The organism is Paenibacillus sp. FSL H7-0942, from assembly GCF_045040715.1.
Classification (GTDB): domain Bacteria; phylum Bacillota; class Bacilli; order Paenibacillales; family Paenibacillaceae; genus Paenibacillus; species Paenibacillus amylolyticus.
Genome location: NZ_CP150279.1, coordinates 5,750,558 through 5,771,466 on the forward strand (window position 1 = coordinate 5,750,558; position 20,909 = coordinate 5,771,466).

Genomic DNA, 20,909 nt, shown 5'->3' on the forward strand with positions numbered 1-20,909 from the left:
CTGCTGTCAGCTAAGCCCTCTCCCTTAAAAATAAACGGTCTAAGTTCGTCCCGCCGGGCGTACAAGTAGTACCATGAGGTTCTGCCGGGCGAACGGGGAACACGTTCAAGACCTGTAGTTTGAACATGCATCGCTTAACAAGGAGGGGCTTATGTGAAAACGGCCATCTGGCTATACCTGTTTTTGTTCCTTGCCGTATTTGATTTGCACGCCCAGTATCCCATTCTGACCCCTTTTGCCATCTCGCTGGGAGCCGCCCCTACTTTCATTGGCTGGATGATGGGCATCTATTCCTTAACACATCTTCCTGGCAATCTGATTGCTGGAACACAAATCGATAAACATGGCAGTCGCCGCTACATTGTATTCAGTCTGCTCGGTGCAGGATTCATCCTGCTCTTACAAGCCTATGTCCAAACACCATGGCAACTGCTGGCGCTGCGTTCCATCAGCGGGTTTGTGCTGGCCTTCCTGTCTCCTGCATGTCTCGCCCTGCTTGCACAGTTATCCAGCGATCCGGTGAAACAGGGTAAGTATATGTCGGGTCACGGGGTAGTGCATACCCTTGCATCTGTCGTATCACCAGCAGCCGGTGCGATCATTGTGGGTTCCATGGGATTCTCTGCTACATTCTCAGGTTTGGGCTATCTGCTTATTCTCACAGGTGTCATTGCTTTCATGACCATGCCCCGTGGTATCGTCAAACAGCAGGAGAGAGTAACTGAACCTGCTAAACCTGACGCTTCACCAGCAGATGCCACAAGCGCATTCCTGCCGGTGTCCTGGCGATACTTCGCCTTGCCTCTGGTGATTGCCTGTGCCCAAGGGATTCTCTTCTTCGAATTACCCCTGCGGGGCGGAGGACAATCGTCCATCATGTCTACCGGACTGCTGTTCTCTATAATAAGTATTGGGGCACTCTTCACACTCAGCATGTTATTCCTCAACCGGTATTCCCCCAAGCTGCGTCTGGTTGCGGGCGTGCTGTTAATGTCCTTGTGTTTTTTTGTGATGGCAGCCATTCCGCAAGTTCCGTTGTCTACTGTATTATTTGTACTTGGGATGTCCAAAGGCATCATCTTTCCAGCTATGGCAACCCTATTTATCCGTCTGAGCGGAGGAAGCAAGTTGGGCCGCATTTTCTCGCTGCAATCCATAGCCACCTCCATCGGCTCTTTCATCGGCCCCATCACAGCCGGGCAACTTCGTGTCGGGTTATCACCCTATTTCATCGCGTTTCTTTTGTTAATGATTGGTATGCTACTGCTTCCATACTATACATCCAGACGCGAAGCTCCCCTGTCCGATCCGAAAAGTATATTGAATTAAATTCCGATCAGACTCTGTGTCCTTACCGTAATGGCATCAATTAGGCCAGTATTTTCATTAGCTTTGCATCATTCCCCCATTTACAGCTAAACTATATAAAATGGACTAACGTTTTACACTCGAACGGAACGACCTAGGGATCATCAGCACCGTCTTTAAGATTTCATCTTTTTCTTGAATACCATCATTGGGTATGGATGATCATTGGAAGTAGTGAAGGGGACGGAATCGATTTTGAAGAAGCGGTAGCGTTCGCCTTTGTCTCCATATTTCAACCTATAAAAAATAAAATCAATCAGAAATTTGGAGACAACAGCGATCGAATGAACGATCCGTAACCGTAACGGCCACTACTGATCAGAATTAATTCCTGATGTATGTGAAAAAGAATTTAGAAATCAGAGGTGCTCCTGTCCGCGTGGTGAACAGTGTAAAGAAAGGAGTCCATTTTATATAATCAGTCGATTTTCGCTGCAACATTTCCCGGGGAATGTCGACATAAGCTCTCGAACAAGAGGTGAATATCATGCCTATTCATGTCATTGTGGAAGGTAAGAATGACCGAAGCAAACTGAAACGTCTGGTTGGACCCGAAATCAACATTCTATGTACGTTTGGAACACTTAATTCCCTCAAGTTGGAGACCCTGCGCAAGCAAGTCGGTTACGACGAAGTCTTTTTATTTATGGATAATGACAGTTCCGGCAAAAAAATTAGAGGTGTACTTCGGGATGCTTTCCCGGATGCAGTACAGATGTATACACGACGAGGATATGCGGGTGTGGAAGGAACACCTGATGAGTATATCATTGCCCAGCTGGAGAAAGCCGGGTTAGAGACATACATCCAATACCCTAAACATCCTTCCTATTAAAATGAATACCAAAAGGCTGCCTTTGGGTTGGTATCCAACCAGAAGGCAGCCTTTACAATATGAGTGTCATGTTATTCGTTGATCAGATTGCGAATATCCTCGGCAATGACAGCTGGCACAACGTCCTCTGTATTAAATGCGTTATATACCTTACGCAGCTGGTTGTTCCCATCCACCAATCCAATCATATTCATATGGGCAAAATCATCCTTACTCTCCCCATCGATCAGGATCTGGAATGATTCCCTGGCGAACTGTTTTGTTTTGTCCATATCCCCTCGCAAGAAGTACCATCCGGAATAATCCGCGTGGAAACGGTCTGCAAACGTCTTAATCTTCTCTCTTGTATCGACTTTGGGGTCGAATGAAATAGATACAAATGAGACATCTTTACCAAAGGTATCGTCCTCTTTCAACAGATCCTGCACCTGAGATAACGTAAAGGTCGTAATGGGGCAGACATCCGGACAACTGGTGAAATAAAAGTAGAACAAGCGGACTTTCCCTTGAGTATCCTCCAGTGATACTGTACTGCCATCTACATTTTCCATAGAAAAGGATTGGATTTCACGAATCTCGGGTAATTTTTCCTTACTGGCAAATACAGTGCCCCACATCAGATACACAGCCATTATTAGTGCGAGCCCAAGCAGCATCCATGTCCATTTGTACTTTTTCAACATTTTCCTCGTCCCTTCTGTATTTCCTCTTATGAATACGCATACATATGTGAATCCAAAATCACGTTTGTTTCGCTTTATCCATCTACTGTGACATATGTATTCAAAGAAACCTACTTTTTATGAGATTCTATATTATTGTAACGGTTTAAAGGAACAATGCCCATAAATATTTATGTAATATAACCGACCGCGCATTGTCTGCCACATTTTTTCTCAGTATCCGATATAAAGTTTATCATAGGAAATGCCAAAATAGTTTGACAAACTACGTACATTTATTGGGTATGGCACAGGAAATTGTCATAACTTTGAAATTAGGGATGTTTTGCATCCTGGAAAACGGATATTATACACTATATATGGGTATCACCTAGATAGAGAAGTAATATGCCTTAGAACGATACACCACACAAAGGAGACGTTTATGGATACCTCTACACATTTTGTCATGGGGATTGGTCTAGCCGGTCTGGCTTATGTCGATCCTGTCGTCGCGGCTAGTCCCATGCTTGCAGCTGCAGTAATGGTTGGCACGATCGCCGGTTCCCAGGCTCCTGACATTGATACTGCGTTACGTCTCAAAAGCAATTCGCTTTACATTCGGAATCATCGGGGTTTGTCACACTCTCTGCCATTTCTCCTGTTATGGGTTTTGCTCATCACCGGCGTCATTGCACTGATATTCCCTGGTGTCCCTATTGGACACGTTGCCACCTGGACCGCTGTGGCCGTAGGCTTTCACGTATTCACCGATCTGTTCAACACCTATGGAACCCAAGCCGCCCGGCCTTTTACGGAACGCTGGATCGCCTGGAACATCATTCATATTTTTGATCCGTTTCTATTCACTACACATGTCATAGCTATCCTGTTATGGGCCTTTGATCTGATCGCCCCTGCACCACTCTTCGTTACGTTGTATAGTTTGACCGGTTTATATTATATATGGCGAACGATTGCTCGTGCACAAGCGGTCAGAAAAGTTAGACGTCTCGACAACAGCCCAGAGCAGGCAAGATACATCGTCATTCCAACGATATCCTGGAACCGCTGGCATGTGGTTAAACGAGTTGAGGACGGCAGTTATGTGATCGGTAAAATGGATGGTTCTAACCTGGTATGGAGTCTGCACGCCTCGTCTTCTACTCATGCGGCCGTTGCTGCTTCACGCAAATCACCGGAAGTCAGTGCCTTCCTCTATTTCACCTCCTATGCGGTGGCAGAGGTTGAAGAACTGCCTGCCGGTTACAAGGTCCGTTGGGCAGATGTACGTTATCGACACCGGAAACAATATCCATTTGTCGCTGTGATTGTGATGGATCGGAATTTCGAGACAATTGATACGTATGTAGGCTGGTTAAGCGATGAGAAAATGGATAAAAAACTTTTATCTGCACGCCCTTGACGAAGTGAGCATGGCAAGGCACAATCAGACATAGGAACTGATACGCGAGAAAGCCCGGAGCGTTTCCGCTCCGGGCTTTCCGTTTATCCTGTTTTGTTGCTGTTGGTTAAAATAAATTATTTGCCAGACCCAGCCAGAGACTGCTCAGCGATTTGTACCAGACGTTTGGTGATATATCCACCCAAAGATCCTGTTTCACGGGAAGTGTAGTTACCATAGTAACCGTCTTGTGGGATAGTTACACCCAGTTCCTGTGCAGCCTCGATTTTCAATTGTTGCAGTGCTGAATTTGCCTGAGGTACCACCAAGTTGTTAGAACGAGATCCTTGAGCCATATTTATAATCTCCCTTCAATCTGTGTCTGTAATGTAATTGCAAGCTTGCAAGATTATTATGGCTCGTAGGCTACAGGTTATACGGAGTTTTACTAAATTTGTAGATGGAGGTTTTTCCCAATGAGTAAAGGCTTGTCTTTATGGTTCGCATTCTCTTCGATTATCTTGTTAACGGTTTCAGCAATTATGATCTCCTACTCCGGTTGGTTTGCTGCACTACTGTTTGTCCTGTCCATTGCCAACATTGGCTGGGGATTTGTGATTCGCGCCAAAAAAGAACGTCAGGAAGTTCGCTCGGCTGCTTCAGAGCCCACTTCTTGAGCAGGTCATTTGATAGTTCAATAATGAACGCATGAATAAAGAGGAGTCCTTCAATAAGGCTCCTCTTTATTCATGTTAACTATTCATTGCATGAAATGAAGATCTTTGTTCAGGACTACTGTTTACGTCTCGGAACAAATCCCATACGTTCTTTAACTGCATCCAACGTTTGAGCAGCAACTTCTTCTGCACGACGGGCTGACGTATCCAGAACATCCGCCAATTCGCCAGACTCACGAATCTCATTATATCGTTGTTGCAGCGGTTCAATCACAGATACAACCACTTCAGCCAGTTCCTTTTTGAACGGACCATACATCTTGCCTTCATAACGCTCAGCTACTTCCTTAAGTGTCATACCTGCACATTCAGCATAAATACTCATCAGATTGCTGACTTCCGGTTTGTTTGCCGGATCATATACGACTTCACGTCCCGAATCTGTAGTGGCACGGCTGATTTTTTTGCGAATCACATCCGGCGGATCCAGCAGGGCAATATAGCTGCCAGCGTTAGGGTTACTTTTGCTCATTTTCGAAGAGGCATCATCAAGTGACATTACCCGTGCACCCACCTGCGGAATATACGGATCTGGAATGGTGAAGTACTCCCCATAACGGTGGTTAAAACGTCCTGCCAGATCACGTGTCAGTTCCAGATGCTGCTTCTGGTCCTCACCTACTGGTACAAGGTCAGCATTGTATAACAAAATATCAGCCGCCATTAATGATGGATACACAAACAGTCCGGCACCAACCGAATCTTTACCGGATGATTTATCCTTAAACTGAGTCATACGTTCAAGCTCACCCATGGAGGTCAGCGTTGTCATCAACCAGCCCAATTCGGCGTGCTGCGGTACATGGGATTGCAGAAATACGTTAGATTTCGAAGGATCAATGCCTGCTGCAATAAACAGCGCAGCTACCGCTTCAGACTGTTCACGCAATGCTGCTGGCTCCTGAGCCACGGTGATGGCATGAAGATCAACCACCATGAAATGACATTGATAGTCATGCTGGAGTTTTACAAAATTTTTGATTGCACCAATATAGTTGCCCAATGTGAGCTTACCACTTGGCTGAATACCTGAAAGTACTGTTTTCATAACATAACGCCTCCCTGATTGTATATAAAAAACTCCTGCCATTCTCTGCGAACGCAAAAAGGCCCCACATCCGCAAGGGACGTGAGACCGTGGTGCCACCCTTATTCGCTTTTCTTCGATTGCTCCTGACCCTGAAATCAAGTCAAGCTGAAGAAATGCCTTCATTGTTCCGTAACGTGGATTATACGGCAGACTCTAGTGGGGCAAGCCCATCTCTGGCTTAACCTGTTCAAACCTACACTCAAGGGTCCATTCGGTAAAGAGCTCACACCGGTTCACATCAACCACCGGCTTTCTGGAGAGGATTCTCTTGGCCTACTTATCCCTGTCATCGATTTCATGTCATTTAATTCTAATAAATGCTTTCAGAGTTCCATCTTAATGCGCACAGGCGTGAATGTCAAAATGAGTTGAACTTTTTTACCCGAGACATCAAAATCTGTTATGATGGAATTGCTTATCCTGTTGCCTGCTTCACACGAAATAGCGCAGGAAATAGCTGGCATGTACACAACGACACGCCTGCAGCAGTGCCTTCATCACAACTGCTTGCAGACAGATTTCAAGTGGGAAAAGGAGCATCGATATGAAACAAGTGACCAAAGGCCAATGGAATGGTTACGACACGTATATCCTACATAGCCGTGAATTGGAAATCACCCTGCTGCCGCGTCTTGGAAATAATATTATTTCTATTCGCGATTTAGTGCAGGACAGAGATGTCGTCCGCCGTCCGGATGAAGACGATCTTGCCTTTTATCTGCAGAAGCCGTACCATTTTGGCGTTCCTCTCCTGATTCCACCAGGGCGCATTCATCGTGGACAATTCGAATATGAAGGCGTTCGTTACCAGTTTGATCAGAACACGGCGAATGACAACCATATTCACGGTCTCCACCGTACCCAATCCTGGTGTGTCAGTGACATTGAGGAAGATGAAGACGGCTGTGCAATTACGACTGAATTACTGACCGAAAATGAAGAGCATTGGATGGCCCAATTCCCGATTCCCCTAAAACTTGAGATGACGTTCAGTCTGCAAAACGCTGTATTTAGCCAGCGTCTGCGAGTCACCAATCTGAGCTCAACGCCTGCTCCTTTTGGGATGGGATATCATACATGGTTTTTGTTAGACGGCAAACCTGCCGACTGGACACTGCAACTTCCTGTTTCCGGAATATACGGACAGAATGAAGAACAACTACCGACAGGTGAACTGGAATCCCTGGGTGAATGGTCTGCTCTGAACGAAGGCATCAATTTGCAGGGACGTAACTGGGATACCCTGTTGAAAGCTACCGAAGGTGAACCGGCTACGGCTTACTTACGCAGGCAAGATGGATATACATTGAAATATTCAGCAGATGAAGCATTTTTCAAACATTGGGTTCTCTTTACCAAAGGTGAATCCGATCAGTTCTTATGCATTGAACCGTACACTTGGCTCCCGGATGCACCTAATTTGGCTTTATCGGATGAACAAACCGGGTTGATTCGCTTGGAACCGGAACAGCCTGTTGAGTTATTTACACGTATTGAGGTTATACCTCCTACAGACTAAGCGAGCTGATCATGCTCTATTTTGCTTTTACGCATATCACCCTATATTTTGATATCCAAATACAACTTGCCGACCCGCATTGGGTCGGCTTTTTTATGTGTCCTGTGCACTGATAGTTATCCATATTTTCCCTTACGCCATATCATGTATATTTCCGTATTCTCTAACCATACTAACATCACCAACCCATAAGGAGGTGACACATATGTACGGAAGTCAAAACCAAGGTAGCGGTAGCCGCTCCAACAACCTGGTCGTTCCCCAAGCAACAGCAGCATTGCAACAATTGAAAATTGAAGCTGCTCAAGAGCTGGGTGTAACTATTCCACAAGATGGTTACTACGGTAACTATACTTCCCGTGAGACAGGTTCTCTGGGTGGATACATCACTAAACGTCTGGTGCAAATCGCTGAGCAGCAATTATCGGGTCGTTCGTAAGCTCGTAATTATTGCTTGAGCCTAAGCAGAATCCAAAAGTAAAAGCGGCCTTCTTCGGAAGTGCCGCTTTCTCTTGTGCAACTAATTAGGAGGTCGACTCCATATCTGAATCCTTGTATGTATTGGTTCTAGGGTAACGAATCATCAGGCTCGCCATATTGTAATTAGACTCCATCGTTGCATCTACCAAAATCATACCTTGTCTTACTGTGAAGTCGTACGATATTTCGCCATGCGTCCAATTGCGTTTGAATTTCAACGTCTCCAGCGCCATCGCCCGGAAAGAAGTTCTCTGGGTTACGTTTAGCCCCCCTTCCTCCACATCCATCTGCCCATCTCGTCCAGCTATCGGATTATGTCGAATACCGAACTTCCCAATTACGTTGTTTCGTATTTGCACAAAAACTACCCCTGAATCTAACCCTGATAACTCATTATCAAGTTCTTTGAATACCAGATCCAACTGTCTCGCTAATGAAAGCTCATCAATTTTCATATTAACACTCTCCTTATATGCTTATAGTCCTATACAGCAAGGACTTACGACTCATTATATGACATCATATGTGCTCATTCAACAAAGAACGGCAAAGTTGGGTATTTCTAACTATGATTTGCACAATTAATTGCCATTCCGCTCCCTTAAACTGAGCTTTTTCAATTAATTACGACAAAATCTTCGAGAATCGAAAATGAGGATTCTGTACAAAAAAAAGGCTACAATCCTGTGTCTGTTAACACGGAATTGCAGCCTTTTCATATATATTCAACCTATTTTTCGGTTGCTGTCATCTGCAGAAACTGCTCAATATCGGCAATAACCAAGTCCGCAGCATTTTGCCAGAATTCCGGTTGTGTCAGGTCCGTACCCAGATGTTTCTGAGCAAGTTCTTCGACCGTCATACGCCCTGTATCCCGCAACAAATCATCGTATTTATCTCCAAATGCCGTTCCTTCTTGCTGTGCTCTCGCATAGATTCCCGCACTGAACATATAACCGAACGTGTATGGGAAATTATAGAATGGCACACCCGTCAGATAGAAATGCAGTTTGGATGCCCAGAAATGAGGATGATCTGATGCAAGTACACCGCAGAACGCTTCCTGCTGCGCCTCCACCATTAATTTGGATAATTCATCCGCGTTGACCAGACCTTTTTTGCGTTGTTCATAGAAACGATTCTCAAACAGGAACCGGGCATGGATGTTCATAAAGAAAGCCACACTTCGCTGTATCTTGTCTTCCAGCAAAGCCAGCTTCTCTTGCTCATCTGTTGCCGCCTGCACCAGGGCATCTGCTACAATCAGTTCAGCAAACGTGGATGCTGTCTCAGCCACATTCATCGCATAACGTTGATTCAATGCAGGCAACTCTTCCATAATGTGTTGATGATATCCATGACCAAGTTCATGTGCAAGAGTCGACACATTAGATGGTGTCCCGGAGAAGGTCATGAAAATTCGGGTTGCTTTGCTAAGTGGCAAAGACGTACAGAATCCGCCTGGACGCTTGCCAGGACGGTCTTCTGCTTCGATCCAGCGTTTCTCAAAAGCCATCTCTGCAAACGAGGAAAGTTTAGGACTGAACTTGGCAAACTGTTCAACAATATTGATGGCTGCCTCATCGTAAGTGATTTTGCCACTTGATTTACCTACAGGTGCATCTACGTCGCTCCAGCTGAGCTTGTCTACCCCCAGCAGTTCTGCCTTGCGCTCCAGATATTGAACAAGCGCAGGTTTGGCACCATTAATCACATCCCACATCGTATCCAGTGTCTGACGTGACATCCGGTTGATGGCCAGAGGTTCTTTGAGGATATCATCCCAGCCACGTTTCTCATATAACTTCAGACGGAATCCCGCTAGGTGATTCAGCGTGTCAGCGCAGAAATCTTCGACATCGGTCCAAGCCTGCTCCCAGTTTGCGAATACCGTCTCGCGTACATTCCGATCACTATCGCTCAGCTTGTTGGCAGCCTGTCCTGCGGAGAGCATCACCGTTTCCCCATCTTGCTCAAATGGAATGTTCACCTTGCTGACAATCGTGTTATAGAATTTGCCCCAACCATGGTAACCATCCACACCCAGATCCAGTGCAAGGCCTTCCAGTTCAGGCGACAGCTTCTCACGAGCCAGCGTACGACTCTCGTTCAGTACAAATGCCAGCGGCTGAATATCTTCCCTAGCAATCCAAGCGTCCCACACCAAATCCGATGTCTGACTGAGTGTATTATCAAACTTCGATTTGCTGCCGTTAAGCATCGCTGCAATAGAACTGATGGCGCCCTGAAGCTGCGTTGCCTTTTTGTCCTTCTGGTTTTGCGATGAGAGGCAGGATACAAACGCAGATCCTTCCGATATGCGGATATAACAGCTTTGCAGCAGTTCCAAAATCGGATCAAATGCAGCCGTCTCTTCTAATGAAGTCGGTGCATCTGTTTCGTTCAACAGATGTTGCAGTTTACGTACATCCTCTTCCAGTTCAATCAGATACGCAGCAAATGTCTCGGAGGAAGAACCTCCACTAAAAATGGACTCCAGGTCCCACACGGGGTGTAATGGCGTTTTCATTTAATAAGGCACCTCTCTCTATAAATTGGATGGTTAGGATTGAATTAAAAACTGGTTTTCTGTCAGCCATATCTCTATACTAGAGAAATACTTATAGCAACTTTCAGGAGGTAAACGTATGAAACCTTTACAAGTATCGGCTGATACAGCCGTCAAATTAGCAGAATCCCTGGGCGTACCTTTGGAGCACCTGATGCACATGCCCCAACATATCCTGATGCAGAAGATTGCGGAACTCGCCAAACAAGAAGCCTCCAAACCTTCCGCACCAGAAGGCGAACAAGAATGATTCCGTTTGAGAACAGCTGGCCTTACGATATTGTGATGGGAGACATCTATGTACAGCAATGTCCCTACTGTCATGCAAGCAACGTGCTGCTCCCCCTCAAACCCAAAGAGCTTGTGCTCATTCGCGAAGGCAAAAAGAAATTACTGGTCTTTCCCTGCTGTAATACAAGCATGACCGTGATCGACAACGACAGTGACTATTTGTTATCCAGCCGTCCTGTCCGTAACTAATGTAAGATCAACCTAGAGGGGGCTGCGCTTTGCAGCCTCTTTGTCTGTTTCCAGCATCTCTTCAGGGAGTTCCAACTTACTTGAAATCATCTGCTCACGCAGCACGGCCCACTGTTCCCTTGAAGCACGAATCATGGCCGCATCTGTGATCCGCTTGTCATGAATGACCTTGCTGAACCATTGCACTGCTTCATTAAACCGTCCTACCCTGCGGTTCAATTCCCCGAGCAAATACAACAGTTTGGCTTCATTGCCACCCGTTCCTTCACGTTCGAACACCTTCACATAGGCTTCCAGGCTAAATTCAAGAAAACGATGTTCCTGTGCATGGTCCTCCATATAACGATACAACCAAGCTATATGATGCAACAGACCAGCGACGACACGATCTTTCTCCCGGATAACCTGTGCGCACAGCAAGGCAAGCTTGTACGTTGCCAGCGCCTGTTCCAGTGTTCGTGCTCCGCTATAATCACGTTTAACCCAGCGGTTACCGATCTGTTCCTTAAAAGCCTTGCGCTGAGCATCATTTAGATGCTCCGTTGCGTTCTCCGTCGTGGCAAACCCGCACTGCGGACAGATGCGAACCACATAAAAATCTGGATTCTCCAGCTTGTAGTAAGCACAAAAATCCGAATCCGTCCGGTAGGGCCTTTTCAAACTCGGTCTTACCCGTGAGGTTTCATACTCGGTTTCGCAATAATGGCAGGTCACTTTCACCTTATACAGCGGCTCTAATTCCAATCTATTCCATCCCTCTCCCGTACGCTTGTAATCATATTCGGATCTACGGTGTATTCACAAAATGATGTGCAGGCCCGGATAAACGCTGCAGGATAAACGAATGCAAGGGCTCCTCCACACCAATCTGTGTTAAGGCTTGATCCATACATGCAAGCCAAGCCTCAGCCCGTTCAACCGTCACTTCAAAATGCATATGACGGGCACGCATCATCGGATGTCCAAACGCCTCGGAAAACAGCCCTGGTCCTCCAAAAAACTGAGACAAAAACATATACTGCTTGTCGATGACCGGCTGAATATCTTCCGGGAAAAGCGGAGCCAGCTGCTCATTCTGCTGAACGATCGGATAGAAAGCCTCGACCAATGCGCGAACACCTTTCTCACCGCCAAGATTGTCATAAATACTCAAACTGGGATTCATTCGTCTGATTCCCCTTTCTGATGTCGAATTTTGCCATATATTACACGTTCCGTGAACATTGTGAAAACAGTAACAATATCCAGGCCACAAAAGCCTTTATCTCCATTCTATCAAAAAAAACCAAAAAGTCCTATATAACATGAAATCATCAGGACATGTAACCTGCCATCTGTGTATAGGACCTTATTCAAAATGTAACACAAAAAAAGCGCCAACCGCTTGGGTTGGCGCACTAGATATTTCATTAATAACTCCGCCAGTCCTCTTCCTCAGAGCGTACCAGCGAGGCACGTATCACATATACAAAAGCACAGACCAGGATTCCGGTGACAAGACTCATGATCATCACTCCATCCGAATTGAATTCCACCTTGGAGACAATTAGGTGACGTTCAGGCGTTTTTCTCATTTTAGCACACATCACTCAAAAACACAGCCACTTTTGCAAGCGCTTTCTACGTATAATTTTGTACTGTTTGTCCACTTTTTTTCATATATTGATGGCAATAACACCACAGACTTCCGCACACCGACCATTCCAAAAATAAAGGAGAAGAATTCATGGCTGCTTCACAACGACTCACCCATGTCCTGGTCACACTCGCTCTCCTGACCCTTTGTGTGTTAATGGTCTTGTATCCAGCGGAAACCTGGCATGCAGGTGTACGCGGACTGTCCATCTGGTGGGACGTATTGTTTCCCTCCCTTTTTCCTTTTTTGGTGCTGTCCGAGCTGCTGCTCGGCTTTGGCATTGTGCATTTTCTAGGTACCTTGCTGAATCCACTGATGCGTCCATTGTTTCGTGTTCCCGGAAGCGGTGGTTTTGTATTTGCCGTGAGCTGTGCATCCGGTTATCCTACAGGGGCGAAACTGACCGCTCAGTTATGGGAACAAAAGCTGGTTACCCGGGAAGAAGGAGAACGGCTCGTTGCCTTCACTACATCATCCGATCCGATCTTCATGATTGGAGCGGTATCGGTTGGGTTCTTCCATAATGTCGCCATTGCTCCAGTATTGGTTGCGAGCCATTACGCTGCAGCTTTTCTGGTGGGTATGCTCATGCGTTTTCACGGGGGTACAGCAAAAGGCTCACACCCAGACAGTTCTTCTGGATCTCCAACGGAGGGGATACCTAGAAACAGACTGGTCCGGGCCATCTATGCGATGCATGAAGCAAGAAAAGCTGACGGGCGGGCATTTGGTGAACTGCTGCGCCAGGCAGTCTCCTCATCCCTTCGCCTTATTATTATCGTAGGAGGGCTGGTTGTATTCTTCTCGGTCATGATGGAGCTACTTGTCCAGACCGGTTGGCTTGGCGGATTATACGGGATAACCGAGCAATTGTTACGACATAGCGGACTGCCTCCATCCTTATCTCCTGGCTTGGTCGGTGGGCTGTTTGAAGTAACGCTGGGGAACAAAGAGGCTGGGAGTGCCGGGGCATCCATCCCACTCGTCTATAAAGTAGCAGCAGCAGCCTTTGTTCTCTCTTGGGGTGGATTATCCGTCCATGCACAGATTATGAGTGTTCTTAGCAACACACCCATGAGATACGGTCCATTTCTATTTGCCAGAGCAATCCATGCGCTAATCGCACCTATGCTGGTCCTGCTGTTGTGGACACCCATGATGGGACGTTCCTCTTCACCCGTTCTCATGGAGCCCGGTTTCATCCCATCGTTATCAACGTATACACCGGACTGGGGACTGATTTTTTTATCCGGAATGATTGTTTTTGTAAGCCTCATCGTGTTGTTGTTATTCCTTGCGATATTAAGTTCCATTCTCAAACCTAGACGACATGCCAAAAAATAAGTGAACGATTCATCTATATTTAACTGAATATGCGCCCAAACGTTGTGTTCTTCAGCGGAATTGATTATCATCGGTAGTATAATGACCACAAAGGAGCTTTCATCTTGAGATACTATGTTCAAGACCGCGGAGACCAGTTATCGATTGATCTCAGTCAGCAGTTTCATGCGCTGGCGAAGGAAGAAGGGTTCAAGCTGGATGCAGAATCGCCGGAGATTGTTATCTCCATCGGGGGCGATGGTACGATGCTACAGGCATTTCACAATTTCATCGACCGTATTCCGGATATTGCTTTTGTTGGGGTTCATACAGGCCATCTCGGCTTTTACGCCGATTGGAAGAAGGAAGAATTACGGGAGTTAGTCAGGCTGATGAGTGGCAAGGGAGATCCGGAGCGTCTCAAACCACGTATTGTACAATACCCACTCTTGGAGCTTGAGATTCGTAAAAAGTCAGGGAATTCCTCTTACATCGCCCTTAATGAATTCACGTTAAAAGGTGTAGACGGTACCGTCGTGGCCCAGGTTGATATTAATGATGTGACATTTGAGATGTTCCGTGGGGATGGCATCTGTGTATCCACGCCATCAGGCAGTACGGCATACAACAAGGCCCTTGGCGGCGCCATGGTTCATCCGACCATCGAGGCGATTCAGATTGCGGAGATTGCATCGATTAATAACCGGGTCTATCGGACACTTGGTTCACCGGTTATTTTGCCCAAGCATCATCATTGTGATATTTTCTCCCGCAAGGATCAGCGGTTATTGATGACGATTGATCATGTGAACGTGATGGTGGAGGATCTGATCTCCGTCCGTTGTCAGGTATCCAGTCACAAGGTCAGTTTCGCACGTTTCCGCCCTTATCCATTCTGGAACCGGGTTCGCACGGCATTTCTTGACTAAAATAAACACACCAAAAAAGCGGTCCTTCTCAGGAACCGCTTTTTGCTTTGGCTTGAGGCTGATCCTTGCTCTTCTGAAGCACAAAGTACGCACAGCCAAAGTTACAATATTCATTGATATAATCCACCATACTGGCGATTGTGGAATCCTTCGTCGCTTTTGGATGGTTATCACGGTAAAAACCTTTTAACCTTAACTGGCTATAACCCCAGTCCCCGATAATATAATCATAACGCTCCAGCACTTCACTGTAACGATCACGGAAAACCTCTGGATTCCAGCCTTCTTTGTGGTTCTGGACGATTTCATAATTTTTGCCGCCGATTTGTACAATGACCGGTTCTTTGGGCTTTTCTTCAACCGATTCAACAACTGATTCCTGAACCGGCTCCTCGATCTGCTCCTGAAGTTGGTCCTGAATCTGTTCTGTGATTTTTTCTTCTTCCAATCCGGTATCCTCCATCACGCGTGTGTTGCCGCCTGTTCAGCATGTTTGGTAGCCGATTTCACCTGTTCATGCGCATGGTAGGAGCTGCGTACCATCGGGCCGGATTCGACGTGGCTGAACCCACGTTTTAATCCTTCCTGTTTCAATGCAGCGAACTCCTCTGGCGGATAATACTTTTCAACATACAGATGTTTCTCCGATGGCTGCAAATATTGACCAATCGTCATAATATCACAGTTCACCGCACGAAGATCATCCATTGTTGATAAAATTTCATTATATTCCTCACCTACACCAAGCATAATGCTTGATTTCGTAGGGATGTTAGGTTGCATTTCTTTGGCACGAGCAAGCAATTCCAGTGAACGTTTATATTTTGCCTTGGCACGCACTTTGTCTGACAACCGCTCAACCGTCTCAATATTGTGATTCAGAATGTCCGGTTTGGCATCCATTACAATCTGCAAAGATTCCCGATCACCCAGAAAGTCTGGAATGAGAACTTCAACGCTGCACAATGGCAGGCGACGCCGTACGGCCTTCACGGTCTCTGCAAAAATCGTAGCTCCCCCATCCTTCAGGTCATCACGGGCTACACTTGTAATTACGCAGTGTTGCAGATTCATCTGCTCTGCTGCTTCCGCCACACGTTCTGGTTCCTGTAAATCAAGCTCCGTTGGCAAGCCTGTATTCACCGCGCAAAAACGGCATGCCCTTGTGCAAATGTCGCCCAAAATCATAAAAGTGGCCGTTCGATTGGCCCAGCATTCATAAATATTCGGACACCGTGCTTCCTCACATACCGTATGCAGCGTTTTGGAACGCATCATCGTTTTCATTTCCTGATAGTTATCGCCGGTTGTCAATTTGATCCGAATCCAATCCGGCTTCGGTTCTTTAACACGTTTAGCCAATGCATAAACCTTCTTTCTACTGAAGTTAGGCTGTTGCTCGGAACATATTATACCATGAAAGCGCTGGAAAAACCCCCATTTGTCACATCATGTGCATTCATGCCTGATATGGACAATTTGTATAATTGGATTCCCCCCCCAAGAGCTTACATGGATAAAATGAGAACTTTTGAAGAACGCTAACCTTTAGCTTGGTTCATCGGGTACCTTGTATCATTCTAATGGAAAGGGGCTGCATCCCAGTGCAACAACGCGTGACCTTCAGGCACACGTACCGCTTTTGGATCAAAACATTACTTGCAGGTACTCTGCTTCTCCCATTCTTGCCTGTTGAAGTTTACGGTGAACCCGCCCAGGCCGCTCCCAAACCACAGGCTGCCGAGTTAAAACCCGCAGAAATTTTCGCTGCACGTCGCCATTTATATGAAACCATTGGTCAGATGACCCAGATTCCCTGGTACAGGCTGGCCGCCATTGATCAGTATGAACGTACGATTACTCGTGCACACCCAAAGGATCGTAAGCATCCGGAGCGGCTTACGGGTATCTTCATGACCCCTCCGGCCTGGAGAGGATGGCTAAATCCCGATGAGACGGATCAACATCCGGAATCCATTCTTTTTTTCAAAGGATATGGACGTGATGGTTCAGGAGACGGTATAGCGGATGCCAACAATGATCAGGATGTGCTGTACAGCATGGCTTCTGTTATTCAAGGTTACGGGAACAAACAAGAGGACTTCAACATTGCCTTGTGGGAATATTATCACAACTCCCGTGCTGTGCAACGGATACAACAATTCGCGAAGTTATATGAGCATTTTGACAATCTGGATCTATTCGGACATGCCTTTCCGGTCCCGCTCGGAACCAACTACTCCTATCGCAGTACCTGGGGGACAAAAAGAAGCTGGGGCGGTTATCGCATTCATGAGGGAACAGATATTTTCGCTCCGCATGGCCTGCCTGTGCGCAGTACCTGTTACGGGGTCGTGGAAATCAAAGGCTGGAATCCGTTTGGTGGCTGGCGCATCGGAATCCGTGATTTGAACAATCATTATCACTATTACGCCCACCTTTCGGGTTTTGACAAAAGTGCACGCATCGGTGAAGTTGTGATCCCCGGTCAGGTCGTAGGTTGGGTTGGCAGTTCGGGTTACGGGAAACCTGGGACACAGGGCAAATTCCCTCCACATCTGCACTATGGGATCTATCGCGACAGCGGACTGCACGAATGGTCGTTTGATCCTTATCCACAGCTGAAACATTGGGAACAGGATGAACGCAAACAAAAGAGCAAGAAAAGCAAGTGAGACGAGGATATGCACGATCAGCAAAGCGAAAAAGGGACCTCTTTAATAGAGGCCCCTTTCTTTGCTTTGCAATTCAAATTTGTGTGTATCATGGGTGCGCGTCCTTATTGAGCTGCAATCCCCCATTCACATCAGGCAGATCATCCGGCTCAATTTCAAGTTCATTCCCTTGCAAATGGTCTGACGGCGTCTGTTGCTGGTTCTCGCTTGGGGGATTCGTAGTTACTCCATTACCGCTTGATACACCCGTATGACCTGATGGCAGCGCAATAGCTGGAGCATTACTGCCGTTACTGCCCACTGGCTTGCCCTGATTATCGTAATAATACATTGGCACATCCCCGACAACCAGAAGGTAGGAAATCGGGATTTCCGTATCGACCGTTTCCGGCTCCATGTCGAATGGCACCACGACCGCGACCTCAGCAATGATGTGAATGTACACTTCCACCAAAATCATGTTAATACCCGCATTCTGTTGACGGGTGTTCAGATCCACTTTGACAGCACCTTGGGGCTCAATACGAACCGGTATACTCGGGCCAAATGAAGCCAACACCGGACTGCCCAGCGCCTGACCCAGCGGGATTTTTTCTTTTAACATGTGTACATTCTGCAGCGTGGATTGCACGATATTCATCGTACTTGCTGTGATTCGCATATGTTCATTGTAGTTCAGCATGAAACCGGACACTTTCCCTGCGGTATCCGTCTTCCAGTCAATCAGCCCTTCGTTGGTTTTGCCATCTGCAACCTGTGCTGTAATCGCCTTATTGATCGCCTCAGTTGCAATCTGCTTCACTCTGATCTTGGCCAAATGCATGATGGGGGGCTTCATCTTTTTATCCACATAAGCAAAGCCCTGCATCAAACAAAACGCGGTGACCAATAAAATGATCAACCACATTTTGCGTTTGCCGCTTGGCGGCTTACGGCGTCTCCGGCTTCGCCATTTTCTTCTCATCATCGAAGTGTCCCTCCCCTGCGGGATGAGCTATAGGCTATATGTTAACCTTATGCACCGTTGTCCCGAAAAAGAAGGACAGTGCGTGGACACTGGACAGAAAGTAACAACAACATGAAAGGGACAAGTACTCCTCTTTGGCTAACCTAACCGGAAATCGGAAACTACATAAGCTCGAGATAAAAAAGCCTTTCGCCCGCAGATTACTCTGCAAGGCGAAAGGCTCTATGTTCAGACCACCCAAAGATTCAGGTAATGTCTTTCCTTTTATTTCGGAACAGATTCCCAGTCTTTCAGGAAACGTTCAATCCCGCTGTCCGTCAGTGGGTGTTTCCAAAGTGTTGGCAGAAGCGAACCTGGGATGGTGGCAATATGCGCACCGGAAAGGGCTGCATCCTCTACATGTTTGATATTGCGAATGCTTGCTGCGATAATCTCGGAAGGCAGATCATACATGTCCAGAATAAGACGCAGATCACGAATCAATTTCATACCATCCACCGCAATATCGTCCAAGCGACCAACGAATGGACTGATGTAGGTTGCACCGGCTTTCGCCGCCATCAGGCCCTGTGCTGCGGAGAAAATCAGCGTGACGTTGGTTTTAATCCCTTTTTGCGTCAACTCATGGCAAGCGTACAGCCCATCTTCGGTCATCGGCAATTTAATGACTACATTCGGTGCCCATTCTGCAATTTCATAAGCTTCCTTCAACATATCCTCGGCTTTGAGACCGATGACTTCAGCACTGACCGGGCCTTTAACAACGCCACAGATCTCCTGAATGACTTCTTTAAATACGCGACCTTCTTTGGCAATCAAAGACGGGTTAGTCGTGACTCCATCCACCAGACCCAAACGTTCGATCCGTTTGATTTCTTCCACATTCCCTGTATCTAAGAAAAATTTCATGATATGTTACCTCCACTTGATGAATTCGTAAACACGATATAAGTCATTACCCGATTCTCATCATATGTTAACATTTATATATAAAATTAATTTTTCTCTACAGCGTGACCGCCAAATTCATTACGCAATGCTGCTACCACTTTACCTGTGAATGTATCTGTTTCCAGGGAACGATAACGCATCAGCAAGGACAACGCGATAACCGGTGTAGCGGTTTGAAGGTCAAAGGCCGTTTCTACCGTCCAACGTCCTTCACCGGAAGAGTGCATTACGCCTTTAATCTCATCGAGGTTTGCATCTTTGGAGAAGGCACGTTCTGTCAGCTCCATCAACCAAGAGCGGATAACGGAACCGTTGTTCCATACGCGAGCCACTTGTTCGAAGTCAAAGTCAAATCCACTTTTCTCCAATACGTCAAAACCTTCACCGATGGATGCCATCATACCGTACTCGATACCATTGTGAACCATTTTGAGGAAGTGACCGCTGCCCGCTTTACCTGCATACAGATAGCCGTTCTCAACGGAAGTATCTTTGAATGCCGGTTCAACGATTGCCCAAGCTTCCGGGTCTCCACCGATCATATAACATGCTCCATTACGTGCACCTTCCATACCGCCAGATGTACCTGCATCCATGTAGTGAATGCCTTTAGGTTTCATCTCTTCGTAGCGACGGATGGATTCTTTATAGTGGGAGTTACCCGCTTCAATAATGATGTCGCCTTTGGACAACAATGGACTAACTTCAGCCAGCACAGCATCTACCACGTTGTGAGGGACCATGATCCACAATACACGTGGGGATTCGAGCGAAGCCACCATCTCTGCGTATGAAGATACGCCTTCAGCGCCGTATTCTTTCATTTCATTTACTGCTTCAGCGTTCAGGTCAAAAGCAACCACTTCGTGTTTGTGATCAATCAGGTTTCTACCCAGGTTCAATCCCATTTTTCCTAATCCGACAAGTCCAAGTTTCATTTCAAAATCCTCCTGTTATGAACAATGTTTAAATTTCACTTTTGTTGCAGAGCGCCAGACTACATTCCCGTTTCGCAGCAACCGTTCCGGTTACGGCTCGTTCTTTCAATCGCTGTTGTATCCAAATTTCTTTTCATCAACCTTTAAATTGATGAAATTTGGATACAAAGGCGAACGCTTTGCTTCTACAGAATCGATTCCGTCCCCTACACTACGTCGCTACTTAGGCAAAAAATTCAGTGCGTCCGCTAATCTATATTCAAAAATTTTCACGGCCTTCCGGCAATCATAACCGGAAGGGCTTATGCAAAATTGGAACGGTATGATTCGTAATAGTTACTTTGT

At 46.4% G+C, this 20,909-nt stretch carries 24 protein-coding genes and 1 other annotated feature; of the genes, 11 read left to right on the forward strand and 13 right to left on the reverse strand.

The features are described 5' to 3' along the window. Positions 1-153 precede the first annotated feature (153 nt). Positions 154-1,329: an MFS transporter gene (locus MHI48_RS25305; RefSeq protein WP_047841308.1), complete on the forward strand. Its 1,176-nt coding sequence runs from the start codon at positions 154-156 to the stop codon at positions 1,327-1,329. Positions 1,330-1,855: 526 nt separating this feature from the next. Further along, a complete protein-coding gene (locus MHI48_RS25310) occupies positions 1,856-2,203 on the forward strand; it encodes a toprim domain-containing protein (protein WP_405144726.1) in 348 nt (115 codons plus the stop codon). A gap of 71 nt (positions 2,204-2,274) precedes the next feature. On the opposite strand, the gene MHI48_RS25315 is transcribed toward MHI48_RS25310, so the two are convergent. Next, positions 2,275-2,886, reverse strand: coding sequence for an SCO family protein (locus tag MHI48_RS25315; RefSeq protein WP_405142147.1), 612 nt, complete (start codon positions 2,884-2,886; stop codon positions 2,275-2,277). A 424-nt stretch (positions 2,887-3,310) separates the two neighbouring features. On the opposite strand from MHI48_RS25315, the gene MHI48_RS25320 reads away from it, so the two are divergent. After that, entirely contained in the window at positions 3,311-4,291 is a 981-nt protein-coding gene (locus tag MHI48_RS25320; protein WP_036605731.1) for a metal-dependent hydrolase, read from the forward strand. 116 nt (positions 4,292-4,407) lie between these two features. Here MHI48_RS25320 and MHI48_RS25325 read toward each other — a convergent pair whose 3' ends face one another. Continuing rightward, complete coding sequence (locus MHI48_RS25325) at positions 4,408-4,626, reverse strand: alpha/beta-type small acid-soluble spore protein (RefSeq protein WP_017692386.1); 219 nt, start codon at positions 4,624-4,626, stop codon at positions 4,408-4,410. A 120-nt stretch (positions 4,627-4,746) separates the two neighbouring features. On the opposite strand from MHI48_RS25325, the gene MHI48_RS25330 reads away from it, so the two are divergent. Then, complete coding sequence (locus tag MHI48_RS25330) at positions 4,747-4,947, forward strand: hypothetical protein (protein WP_017692385.1); 201 nt, start codon at positions 4,747-4,749, stop codon at positions 4,945-4,947. A 115-nt stretch (positions 4,948-5,062) separates the two neighbouring features. Here the strand turns inward: MHI48_RS25330 and trpS are convergent, their stop codons facing one another. Beyond that, positions 5,063-6,055 (reverse strand): tryptophan--tRNA ligase, encoded by a 993-nt coding sequence (gene trpS, locus MHI48_RS25335; protein ID WP_036605729.1) that lies wholly within the window; start codon positions 6,053-6,055, stop codon positions 5,063-5,065. 72 nt (positions 6,056-6,127) lie between these two features. After that, positions 6,128-6,396: a binding site (T-box leader), on the reverse strand. Positions 6,397-6,641: 245 nt separating this feature from the next. Here trpS and MHI48_RS25340 point away from each other — a divergent pair. Then, positions 6,642-7,616, forward strand: a complete 975-nt coding sequence (locus tag MHI48_RS25340) for an aldose 1-epimerase (protein WP_036673298.1) — start codon at positions 6,642-6,644, stop codon at positions 7,614-7,616. A 205-nt stretch (positions 7,617-7,821) separates the two neighbouring features. Further along, positions 7,822-8,055 (forward strand): alpha/beta-type small acid-soluble spore protein, encoded by a 234-nt coding sequence (locus tag MHI48_RS25345; protein ID WP_047841310.1) that lies wholly within the window; start codon positions 7,822-7,824, stop codon positions 8,053-8,055. 85 nt (positions 8,056-8,140) lie between these two features. On the opposite strand, the gene MHI48_RS25350 is transcribed toward MHI48_RS25345, so the two are convergent. Together MHI48_RS25350 and MHI48_RS25355 are read right to left on the reverse strand one after the other, a co-directional pair. Next, complete coding sequence (locus MHI48_RS25350; protein WP_282320259.1) at positions 8,141-8,551, reverse strand: O-methyltransferase; 411 nt, start codon at positions 8,549-8,551, stop codon at positions 8,141-8,143. 275 nt (positions 8,552-8,826) lie between these two features. Next, entirely contained in the window at positions 8,827-10,626 is a 1,800-nt protein-coding gene (locus tag MHI48_RS25355; RefSeq protein ID WP_405142151.1) for a M3 family oligoendopeptidase, read from the reverse strand. Positions 10,627-10,744: 118 nt separating this feature from the next. Between MHI48_RS25355 and MHI48_RS25360 the strand changes: the two genes are divergently transcribed. Both MHI48_RS25360 and MHI48_RS25365 read left to right on the forward strand, forming a co-directional pair. Beyond that, complete coding sequence (locus MHI48_RS25360) at positions 10,745-10,915, forward strand: YycC family protein (protein WP_017692379.1); 171 nt, start codon at positions 10,745-10,747, stop codon at positions 10,913-10,915. Next, entirely contained in the window at positions 10,912-11,145 is a 234-nt protein-coding gene (locus MHI48_RS25365) for a hypothetical protein (protein ID WP_017692378.1), read from the forward strand. Before MHI48_RS25360 ends, MHI48_RS25365 begins: the two co-directional genes overlap by 4 nt. Before the next feature lie 12 nt (positions 11,146-11,157). On the opposite strand, the gene MHI48_RS25370 is transcribed toward MHI48_RS25365, so the two are convergent. The 3 genes from MHI48_RS25370 to MHI48_RS25380 all read right to left on the reverse strand — a co-directional run bounded on the left by MHI48_RS25370 (position 11,158) and on the right by MHI48_RS25380 (position 12,719). Continuing rightward, positions 11,158-11,889, reverse strand: coding sequence for a DUF2225 domain-containing protein (locus tag MHI48_RS25370; protein WP_036605724.1), 732 nt, complete (start codon positions 11,887-11,889; stop codon positions 11,158-11,160). Between the two features lie 43 nt (positions 11,890-11,932). Next, entirely contained in the window at positions 11,933-12,310 is a 378-nt protein-coding gene (locus MHI48_RS25375) for a globin (RefSeq protein WP_036605723.1), read from the reverse strand. A gap of 244 nt (positions 12,311-12,554) precedes the next feature. Then, positions 12,555-12,719 carry a hypothetical protein gene (locus tag MHI48_RS25380; protein ID WP_155984997.1) on the reverse strand — a complete coding sequence of 55 codons (165 nt, stop codon included), beginning with the start codon at positions 12,717-12,719 and terminating at the stop codon, positions 12,555-12,557. Between the two features lie 152 nt (positions 12,720-12,871). Here MHI48_RS25380 and ylbJ point away from each other — a divergent pair, with 152 nt between their 5' ends. Beyond that, positions 12,872-14,125: a sporulation integral membrane protein YlbJ gene (ylbJ, locus tag MHI48_RS25385; protein WP_076328969.1), complete on the forward strand. Its 1,254-nt coding sequence runs from the start codon at positions 12,872-12,874 to the stop codon at positions 14,123-14,125. A gap of 104 nt (positions 14,126-14,229) precedes the next feature. After that, entirely contained in the window at positions 14,230-15,033 is an 804-nt protein-coding gene (locus tag MHI48_RS25390) for an NAD kinase (RefSeq protein WP_036673293.1), read from the forward strand. Positions 15,034-15,061: 28 nt separating this feature from the next. Here MHI48_RS25390 and MHI48_RS25395 read toward each other — a convergent pair whose 3' ends face one another. Beyond that, positions 15,062-15,481: a YutD family protein gene (locus MHI48_RS25395; protein ID WP_245838390.1), complete on the reverse strand. Its 420-nt coding sequence runs from the start codon at positions 15,479-15,481 to the stop codon at positions 15,062-15,064. 14 nt (positions 15,482-15,495) lie between these two features. Next, positions 15,496-16,395: a lipoyl synthase gene (lipA, locus tag MHI48_RS25400; protein WP_017692371.1), complete on the reverse strand. Its 900-nt coding sequence runs from the start codon at positions 16,393-16,395 to the stop codon at positions 15,496-15,498. A gap of 242 nt (positions 16,396-16,637) precedes the next feature. Between lipA and MHI48_RS25405 the strand changes: the two genes are divergently transcribed. Continuing rightward, positions 16,638-17,708 carry a M23 family metallopeptidase gene (locus MHI48_RS25405; protein ID WP_076328968.1) on the forward strand — a complete coding sequence of 357 codons (1,071 nt, stop codon included), beginning with the start codon at positions 16,638-16,640 and terminating at the stop codon, positions 17,706-17,708. Between the two features lie 88 nt (positions 17,709-17,796). On the opposite strand, the gene yunB is transcribed toward MHI48_RS25405, so the two are convergent. The 3 genes from yunB to gnd form a co-directional block, all read right to left on the reverse strand. Further along, entirely contained in the window at positions 17,797-18,675 is an 879-nt protein-coding gene (yunB, locus tag MHI48_RS25410) for a sporulation protein YunB (RefSeq protein ID WP_076328967.1), read from the reverse strand. Between the two features lie 264 nt (positions 18,676-18,939). Then, positions 18,940-19,584, reverse strand: coding sequence for a fructose-6-phosphate aldolase (fsa, locus tag MHI48_RS25415; protein ID WP_036605718.1), 645 nt, complete (start codon positions 19,582-19,584; stop codon positions 18,940-18,942). A gap of 86 nt (positions 19,585-19,670) precedes the next feature. Next, complete coding sequence (gnd, locus tag MHI48_RS25420; RefSeq protein ID WP_017692367.1) at positions 19,671-20,564, reverse strand: phosphogluconate dehydrogenase (NAD(+)-dependent, decarboxylating); 894 nt, start codon at positions 20,562-20,564, stop codon at positions 19,671-19,673. Positions 20,565-20,909 lie beyond the last annotated feature (345 nt).

Bases quoted from the DNA above. Each gene is read 5' to 3' on its own strand.
- MHI48_RS25325 (WP_017692386.1), bottom strand. From the start codon at position 4,626: ATGGCTCAAGGATCTCGTTCTAACAACTTGGTGGTACCTCAGGCAAAT.
- MHI48_RS25315 (WP_405142147.1), bottom strand. From the start codon at position 2,886: ATGTTGAAAAAGTACAAATGGACATGGATGCTGCTTGGGCTCGCACTA.
- MHI48_RS25345 (WP_047841310.1), top strand. From the start codon at position 7,822: ATGTACGGAAGTCAAAACCAAGGTAGCGGTAGCCGCTCCAACAACCTG.
- ylbJ (WP_076328969.1), top strand. From the start codon at position 12,872: ATGGCTGCTTCACAACGACTCACCCATGTCCTGGTCACACTCGCTCTC.
- MHI48_RS25330 (WP_017692385.1), top strand. From the start codon at position 4,747: ATGAGTAAAGGCTTGTCTTTATGGTTCGCATTCTCTTCGATTATCTTG.
- MHI48_RS25320 (WP_036605731.1), top strand. From the start codon at position 3,311: ATGGATACCTCTACACATTTTGTCATGGGGATTGGTCTAGCCGGTCTG.
- MHI48_RS25360 (WP_017692379.1), top strand. From the start codon at position 10,745: ATGAAACCTTTACAAGTATCGGCTGATACAGCCGTCAAATTAGCAGAA.
- yunB (WP_076328967.1), bottom strand. From the start codon at position 18,675: ATGATGAGAAGAAAATGGCGAAGCCGGAGACGCCGTAAGCCGCCAAGC.
- MHI48_RS25340 (WP_036673298.1), top strand. From the start codon at position 6,642: ATGAAACAAGTGACCAAAGGCCAATGGAATGGTTACGACACGTATATC.
- MHI48_RS25310 (WP_405144726.1), top strand. From the start codon at position 1,856: ATGCCTATTCATGTCATTGTGGAAGGTAAGAATGACCGAAGCAAACTG.
- gnd (WP_017692367.1), bottom strand. From the start codon at position 20,564: ATGAAACTTGGACTTGTCGGATTAGGAAAAATGGGATTGAACCTGGGT.
- fsa (WP_036605718.1), bottom strand. From the start codon at position 19,584: ATGAAATTTTTCTTAGATACAGGGAATGTGGAAGAAATCAAACGGATC.
- MHI48_RS25375 (WP_036605723.1), bottom strand. From the start codon at position 12,310: ATGAATCCCAGTTTGAGTATTTATGACAATCTTGGCGGTGAGAAAGGT.
- MHI48_RS25365 (WP_017692378.1), top strand. From the start codon at position 10,912: ATGATTCCGTTTGAGAACAGCTGGCCTTACGATATTGTGATGGGAGAC.
- MHI48_RS25355 (WP_405142151.1), bottom strand. From the start codon at position 10,626: ATGAAAACGCCATTACACCCCGTGTGGGACCTGGAGTCCATTTTTAGT.
- MHI48_RS25350 (WP_282320259.1), bottom strand. From the start codon at position 8,551: ATGAAAATTGATGAGCTTTCATTAGCGAGACAGTTGGATCTGGTATTC.
- trpS (WP_036605729.1), bottom strand. From the start codon at position 6,055: ATGAAAACAGTACTTTCAGGTATTCAGCCAAGTGGTAAGCTCACATTG.
- MHI48_RS25380 (WP_155984997.1), bottom strand. From the start codon at position 12,719: ATGAGAAAAACGCCTGAACGTCACCTAATTGTCTCCAAGGTGGAATTC.